The sequence below is a fragment of the Pelagibius litoralis genome (assembly GCF_011683915.1).
In the GTDB taxonomy this organism is placed as follows: Bacteria; Pseudomonadota; Alphaproteobacteria; order Kiloniellales; family Kiloniellaceae; genus Pelagibius; species Pelagibius litoralis.
The window spans coordinates 37,820-44,372 of record NZ_JAAQPH010000032.1; the positions used below are offsets into that span (position 1 = coordinate 37,820).

The following is a 6,553-nucleotide window of genomic DNA, read 5'->3' on the forward strand; positions in this document are numbered from 1 at the left end:
ATGCCAGCCTTAGCTGGCAATGGCGCTTTGGTTTGGACTGTTGTTCCTGGATGCGAAGCCTCTGTGTCGCACTGAACCGTCATATCGCCTCCTTGTCGGAGGCGTACAATCGAAGCGGATCATTCCTGTTGTAATTCAGCAAACTATCTTACTACCAGGAGCGATAGTTTTGGTTTGCCGAAGCCTCGCGGGGCATAAAAGGATCTCTCAAAGTTGGTTGCGAGCACAGGAAAAACCACACCATCGATGCCGGCATCAGAACTCCGCCGGTTATGGCACGCCGCGCCTTAGCCGCGAGAAGGTCATAATGGTTCATGTGACTGTCCGAGCGTTCTGACATGCCGCAGCGCCACCGCCGCGAGGATGGCGAGCAGCGTGACGCCGGCTGCGCTAAAAATGGCCGCACCGTTGAAGCCTGCTATGAACGCAGCCCGCGCTTCTCCGATCAGCCCCGCATGCAATTCTGGCGCTATAGCTGATGCCGCCCAGAGGCTGTCACCCAGCGCTTCGCGAGTTTCCTCGGAGAGATTTTCGGGCATCCGGTCAAGCATTGTGCGTCGATAGATGGCCGTGGCGAGGCTGCCGAGAACGGCGATGCCGAGCGAGACACCCCAATCCTGAACGGTCTCGGACATGGCCGAGGCCGATCCCGCCTTCTCGGGCGGCGCTGACCCGATGACGAGATCCGTCCCGAGCGCGGCAATGGCCCCGTTGCCGAGATAGGCCAGCGCCAAACCGGCGACGACCATCGCAACGCCGACGGCCCCAGCGCCAACCTCGGTGAGCATCAGATATCCCACGGCCGACAGAACGAGCGATCCGGCGACGACGAAGCCGGGACGGACACGCCTTGCAGCAAGCGGTGCGCCCACGCCGCCGGCGATCATGCCAAGCGCAGCGACGCCCATCCATAGGCCAGCAGTGAAAGCGGAATGTCCGGCCACCAGTTGCAGGTATTGGGCAACAAGCAACATGGTCCCGCCAACAGCCACCAATCCGACCAGCAGCACGATCAGGGCAACCGAAAAGGCTCTGTTGCCAAACAAGCTCATGTCGATGAGCGGATCGGAAAGCTGCCTTTGCCGACGTAGAAACAGCACGGCAAAAACGGAGCCCGCCGCGATAGCAGCGATAGCGCCGAGAGCAAGGCCGTATTTGGCGATCTGCTTGATGCCGTAGATCACCGGCAGCATAGCGGTGAGCGAGAGCACCACGCTGAAAAGATCAAACCGCCCGCTGTTCGGTGCGCGATACTCGGGAAGCAATACGGGGGCGAGCAGAAGCAACAGAACGACGATGGGCGCGGCGACGAGGAAGGCAGCGCCCCACCAGTATTCCTCCAATAGATAGCCTCCGACGACGGGTCCGAGCGCATAGCCGACCCCGAAGATCGTCGCCCATATGCCGAAGGCAAGCGCGCGCTGGCGCGGGTCGGCGAACAGGTTGCTGATGAGCGCCAGGGTCGAAGGCATTAGCGTTGCGGCGGCCAAGCCTAGCGCTGCGCGCGCCGCGATCAGAATCGTTACACTGGTGGAGAAGGCCACGATTACCGAAGCGGTAGCAAAGGCGGCCGAACCGATCATCAAAAGCCTGCGCCGCCCAATCCGGTCTCCGAGCGTGCCCATTGTGATGAGAAAGCCACCAAGCATGAAGCCCGAGGCGTCCATGATCCAGAGCGCCTGTGTGCTGGTCGGACCCATATCAATCGCCAGCGCAGGCAAAGTGAGAGGCAAGAATGTGAGATCGAGCCCGAGCAGCACGGTCGGCAACGCCAGCAGCGCCAGTCCTAACCATTCGCACACGCCAGCCTTTGCGGATAATGGTCCCTTGGCTTGGACCGTCGTAGCGTCTGTATCGCAATGAAATGTCATATCGCCTCCTTGTGTGAGGCGAACAATCCAGGCAGAGTATTCCTGTTACTATATGGGAAATTATCCTATTATTAGGAGCGATAGGATTGTCTGGCCGAAGCCTCGCGCGCAAACGAAGCGATCTTTCCGACTTTGTCACGCGCAATAGAAAGAAACTCACCCCCGCCGATGTCGGGCTGCCGACCACCGGCGGCCGACGCACGCCTGGGCTCAGGCGCGAAGAGGTCGCCGCGCTCGCGGGCGTCGGGCTCACCTGGTACACATGGTTCGAGCAGGGTCGCGACATCCAAGTCTCGGAGAGCTTCCTCCTGAATGTCGCCAAAGCCCTGAAACTCGACGACGCCGAGTGCAACCATCTCTTCCTGCTGGCCCATCGGCGTCCGCCGCCTCCAGAAGCGCGCCAATGGCCGTCGGTCGACCCGCTGATCCAGCAATTGCTGGACGATCTGACGGCGCGGCCGGCTTATGTCTCAAATCTTCGTTGGGATGTCATCGCCTGGAATACGGCGGCCGATCGCCTGTTCGACTTCTCCGGTCGGGCCCGACGGGACCGCAACATCATCCGCATGGTCTTTGCCGATCCGGACTTCCGGCGACGGCTGCCGGCGTGGCGGGACGATGCACCCCGACTATTGGCGCAGTTCCGCTACGATCTGGCGACTGCACCGGACGATCCGGCCATGCTTTGGTTGGTCAAAGAGCTGAAGAAAGTGTCGCCTGATTTTCGGCGCTGGATGGAACAGCCCAGCATGGAAAGCTGTGGCAGGGGAGTCGACGACGTGCTCGCCGGCGACAGCACGCGCCTCAGCTTCGCTCACGAGATACTGACGGTGGACGAGCACCGCCATCTCAAGATGATCGTCTATTTCCAGAACTGAAAGCTGGCTGCCATATCGTCGGATCGGAGACAGAGCGGCAAAGGGAGCGCGTCATGGGCCAAGAGCGGCAATTCGCAGGATTTGGCATGTCGACAAGCAAACTACTGTAGCCACCTGCACTCAGCTACTACGACGTCGTAGCTTTGCGCTCTATAGCGAATGAAAAGGCGCTTTATCGAATTCTGACGCGTCGCTAGCGTAGGGCTATAGAGAAGGAATAGTTCGCATTGGCGTTGTCACAAAGTCAGATGTGCCAATTGACCGGCTTCAGCTAGGCTTTCGGGATGGATGCGATCAGCTATCGAAATCATCACTATCCAGCCTCAATCGTCCAGCGCTCGGTCTGGCTTTATGCTCGGTTCAACCTGAGCCTTCGTGACGTCGAGGAGCTCATGGCCGAACGGGGTATGGTCGTCTCTTACGAAACGGTCCGCCGATGGGTGGCGCGCTTTGGGCCGCAGATCGCCAAACGCTTACGAGGAACACGGCCACGAGTTCACCCGCAATGGCATCTCGACGAGGTGTATGTTTCGATTGGCGGTCGTTGGGTGTATCTATGGCGTGCAATCGATCACGAAGGCGAGGTCCTCGACGTCCTGGTTCAATCCAAGCGAGACAAGAAGACGGCGCTGAAGCTGATGCGCAAGCTCTTGAAGAAGACAGGACTGATGCCGAAGACGATCGTTACGGACAAATGGAGGGCCTACGCCGCGGCGTTTCGCGATCTTGGCCTGACTGCTTGGCATCATCAGGCGAAGTGGAAGAACAACCGCATCGAAGGATCGCATGTCCGGATCCGACGACGAGAACGATCGATGCAGAGATTTCGGTCGCCTGGATCAGCTCAACGCTTCCTTTCCACCCATGCCGCCGTCTACAACACCTTCGCTGCTCGCCGACATCTCGTCTCCGCCGCCGAACATCGATATCGCTGGGATCAAGCTTTCACCGCTTGGCGCCTCGCTGCCGGCCCAACAACCTGAAAACAAGCTCCTCGCGGAAGAATCCGTGGCTAGATCGAGTTTGTGACAAGGCCGTTTGCTCGTGCGCAAGCCCCTTTAGTGCCAGGGCGATGCGCACGCGATAGGCGGCAGAGGAACGAAAATAGGTGTAGATCCGCATCCAACGCTCGTTTGCCACAGCAAAGAGTCGAGATTTCCCGGCAAGGCTCTCGAACTGGTCGAGACGAGGCGCGTGCCGATCTGTTCGAGTACATCGAGGTGTTCTACAATCGAAAGCGACGCCATGGTTGTCTTGGCAATGTGAGCCCGGCAGACTTCGAAGAGCAGTCAGCCGGATCTTTTGGAACCGTCCACTGAAACGGGGCAAGACGACAGAGTTACCCATCTAGGGTGACTGTTTCTAATGATCTAAGTTTGCCGGATCGGACAGCTACGACGTCAATTTTCTCGATCGTGCCAGCTATAGGCAACTCTCCAAGTGAAGAGAGTTTTGTCGCCTTCAAAGCTGACTGATCTTTATTGGTAGCGACGGTCATGTGCGGTTGGTAAGGGATACCTAATTTCAGCTGAGACCTGTACTTTGCTTGATAAAGCGCCTCGTGCAACGCAATGACCTGTTCTCGACCTTTACCGCAAAGCAGATAAATTTTATGAGTTTTTTCAATGGAGTCATAGTCCATTTCGAAGCGGTCTAGCGTTACTTGGAACTGAGGCATTGCCTCAACGACATCGCGGCAAAGGGTAACGATTTCTTGCGGTTCTACACCCTTCACACCAAACATCAGAGTTAAGTGGGGTGCCACCAGCTTAGCACGTTCAGGCTCATTTTGCGCACGGAACTGGTCGAGTACTTGTGTGGTGTGAATCTCAAATTTTGGATAGGTCAACACATAGATCATCAGTAAATGATGCCATAGGGTTAACACTTTTTGAAGGTACGGCTAAAGTCTGCTTTGTCCCGCATAGCGGCCGTTCGCGTCGTTTCAACCGAACGGCCGCTCAGGGTCGACTTGAGCCGCTTGTGGTGGCCTTGGCTGGGTCCCGCTCGGACCGCTGTCATCAGCGACAAGATTTAGCCAGAAGTGATCATCATGGTCCCTGAAGGCGTCGGCTTGTGAGCAAAAGGCGGCGGCCTTCAGGGCTCGCCTCTTTTTGGGATTGCAGGCGGCTTATCGCGAGATTGATCTGTGCTACACTCGTAGAATGAATGCAGAAACGGAAATCGCCGAAGTGCTGTACACTTTGGAAGCTCGCTTAATGGACCCTCTAGTGCGATGCTCGCCGAGCGTGGTCGATGGCCTTTTGTCCGACGACTTCGTTGAATTCGGGAGCTCCGGTCGCGTTTACGACAAGGCGATCATGATAGAGGCTTTGCGCCAAGATCCGGGATTTGACGGCCCCCGTACGATCATCAACTTCAAGGCCCTCGAGCTTTCATCTTTGGTCGTGCTTGTCACCTACCGGATTCGCGAGACAGGTACCATTCGAAGTTCGATTTGGCGGTCCAATGGGGAGTATTGGGAGATGGTATTTCATCAAGGGACCCGTTCTGCGTCCGGGTAAGTGGTGACGCCTTTCGGCCAGGAACGGCCGTTCCTTGGCGCAATTCCCAAGTTCCGCTCTAAGATCAGTAAGCGGCCTCCCATAACTCCACAAAGAAGGACGGGCATATGTCTTATGACGGGTACGAGACTTTCAAGGTGGAAACCAAGAATGCAGTGGCCTGGGTCACTTTTGACTATCCCCCGGTGAACATCCAGGGGATCCCAATGCTGGATGATCTCAATCGTCTGGCTGAGACGCTGGAACAGGACCGGGATGTGAAGGTGGTCGTGTTCCAGTCCGCCCATCCCGAGATCTTTGTGGCGCATGCCGACACGAATTTCTTGAAGGATATGCCGACGCAGGCGGTTGCGAGAGACAGTGTCAAACTGCTCTACCTACAGGAAGTCTTAGAGCGCATCAGCAAGCTGCCTCAGGCAACCATCGCCAAGGTCGAGGGCTTCGCCCGGGGCGGCGGCCACGAGTTCATGCTGGCCTGCGACATGCGCTTTGCCGCCCGCGGCAAGGCCAAGTTCATGCAAATGGAAGTGGGAATGGGCATCTTGCCCTGCGGCGGCGGCGCGTCGCGTATGGCGCGCCAAGTGGGCCTCGGCCGGGCCCTGGAAATCATCCTGGGCGCCCATGACTTCGACGCTGATCGGGCACAAGACTACGGGACGATCAACCTTGCCCTCGATCCGGAAGAAATCGGACCTTACGTCGAGGAGCTGGCCGATCGCATTGCCAAGTTTCCAGCCGAGTCCATTGAGGCTTGCAAGCGCGCCGTCTATGCCTCGATCGACCTGCCGATTGGAGAAGCGCTGAAAGAAGAGGCTTACTGGCTCTACCAGTCGATGAGCAAGACTCCTGCTCAAAAGCGCTTCCAGTACGCCGATGACAATGGCGCGCAGTTCGATATGAGCAATCAACGAAGCTGGGATCAGCTCGTTATCGCAATTCAGGACGTAAAATAGCTCTGATGGCGCGACTTTAGGACTCCAAGAGTGCGAAGTGTCACCTCTCGGCTTTCGATAGCGCCTTCTGGCATCCTGCCGCTATCGCGTCGTTCAATGTTTCAACGTCCGGTCAGAAATGGCCCTTGGTTTCCAATACCGGCCCCGGGGCCAATTTTATTGAGACGGGGGCGTTTTATTACCCCTGCCTTGGCCCTGTCCGCCGCCTGTGGCATCCAACGCCGCTTTGCAAGCTGCCGAGACCTTGTCCTTGTTGGCCTCCAAGCAGGCACGGGCCTCACCGCTGCCATGGGTCTGGCCGGCGCAGTACGTTTCAAGGTCAGCCG

Annotated in this window: 6 protein-coding genes and 1 pseudogene; 5 read left to right on the plus strand and 2 right to left on the minus strand. The window is 57.6% G+C overall.

Annotation, left to right across the window (positions count from 1 at the left end):
* Nucleotides 1-302: 302 nt before the first annotated feature.
* Complete coding sequence (locus HBA54_RS26300; protein ID WP_167230857.1) at nucleotides 303-1,871, minus strand: MFS transporter; 1,569 nt, start codon at nucleotides 1,869-1,871, stop codon at nucleotides 303-305.
* Nucleotides 1,872-1,957: 86 nt separating this feature from the next.
* On the opposite strand from HBA54_RS26300, the gene HBA54_RS26305 reads away from it, so the two are divergent.
* From HBA54_RS26305 to HBA54_RS26320, 3 genes and pseudogenes are all read left to right on the plus strand, one after another.
* The gene (locus HBA54_RS26305; protein ID WP_167230860.1) at nucleotides 1,958-2,749 is read left to right on the plus strand and encodes a helix-turn-helix transcriptional regulator; all 792 of its coding nucleotides are present in this window, start codon (nucleotides 1,958-1,960) and stop codon (nucleotides 2,747-2,749) included.
* A gap of 284 nt (nucleotides 2,750-3,033) precedes the next feature.
* Nucleotides 3,034-3,732: an IS6 family transposase gene (locus tag HBA54_RS26310; protein ID WP_167230864.1), complete on the plus strand. Its 699-nt coding sequence runs from the start codon at nucleotides 3,034-3,036 to the stop codon at nucleotides 3,730-3,732.
* A gap of 198 nt (nucleotides 3,733-3,930) precedes the next feature.
* Nucleotides 3,931-4,068 (plus strand): annotated as a pseudogene (locus tag HBA54_RS26320) (IS3 family transposase); the annotation flags it as partial.
* Nucleotides 4,069-4,088: 20 nt separating this feature from the next.
* Here the strand turns inward: HBA54_RS26320 and HBA54_RS26325 are convergent.
* Complete coding sequence (locus HBA54_RS26325) at nucleotides 4,089-4,610, minus strand: 2'-5' RNA ligase family protein (RefSeq protein WP_167230867.1); 522 nt, start codon at nucleotides 4,608-4,610, stop codon at nucleotides 4,089-4,091.
* Nucleotides 4,611-4,914: 304 nt separating this feature from the next.
* On the opposite strand from HBA54_RS26325, the gene HBA54_RS29975 reads away from it, so the two are divergent.
* The gene (locus tag HBA54_RS29975) at nucleotides 4,915-5,274 is read left to right on the plus strand and encodes a nuclear transport factor 2 family protein (RefSeq protein ID WP_367575722.1); all 360 of its coding nucleotides are present in this window, start codon (nucleotides 4,915-4,917) and stop codon (nucleotides 5,272-5,274) included.
* Nucleotides 5,275-5,411: 137 nt separating this feature from the next.
* Entirely contained in the window at nucleotides 5,412-6,227 is an 816-nt protein-coding gene (locus HBA54_RS26335) for an enoyl-CoA hydratase/isomerase family protein (RefSeq protein WP_205944936.1), read from the plus strand.
* The last annotated feature ends 326 nt before the right edge of the window (nucleotides 6,228-6,553 follow it).

What these genes read in the sequence shown, in the direction of transcription:
- HBA54_RS26300 (WP_167230857.1), bottom strand. Translation starts at nt 1,871, where the DNA reads ATGACATTTCATTGCGATACAGACGCTACGACGGTCCAAGCCAAGGGA.
- HBA54_RS26310 (WP_167230864.1), top strand. Translation starts at nt 3,034, where the DNA reads ATGGATGCGATCAGCTATCGAAATCATCACTATCCAGCCTCAATCGTC.
- HBA54_RS26325 (WP_167230867.1), bottom strand. Translation starts at nt 4,610, where the DNA reads ATGATCTATGTGTTGACCTATCCAAAATTTGAGATTCACACCACACAA.
- HBA54_RS29975 (WP_367575722.1), top strand. Translation starts at nt 4,915, where the DNA reads ATGAATGCAGAAACGGAAATCGCCGAAGTGCTGTACACTTTGGAAGCT.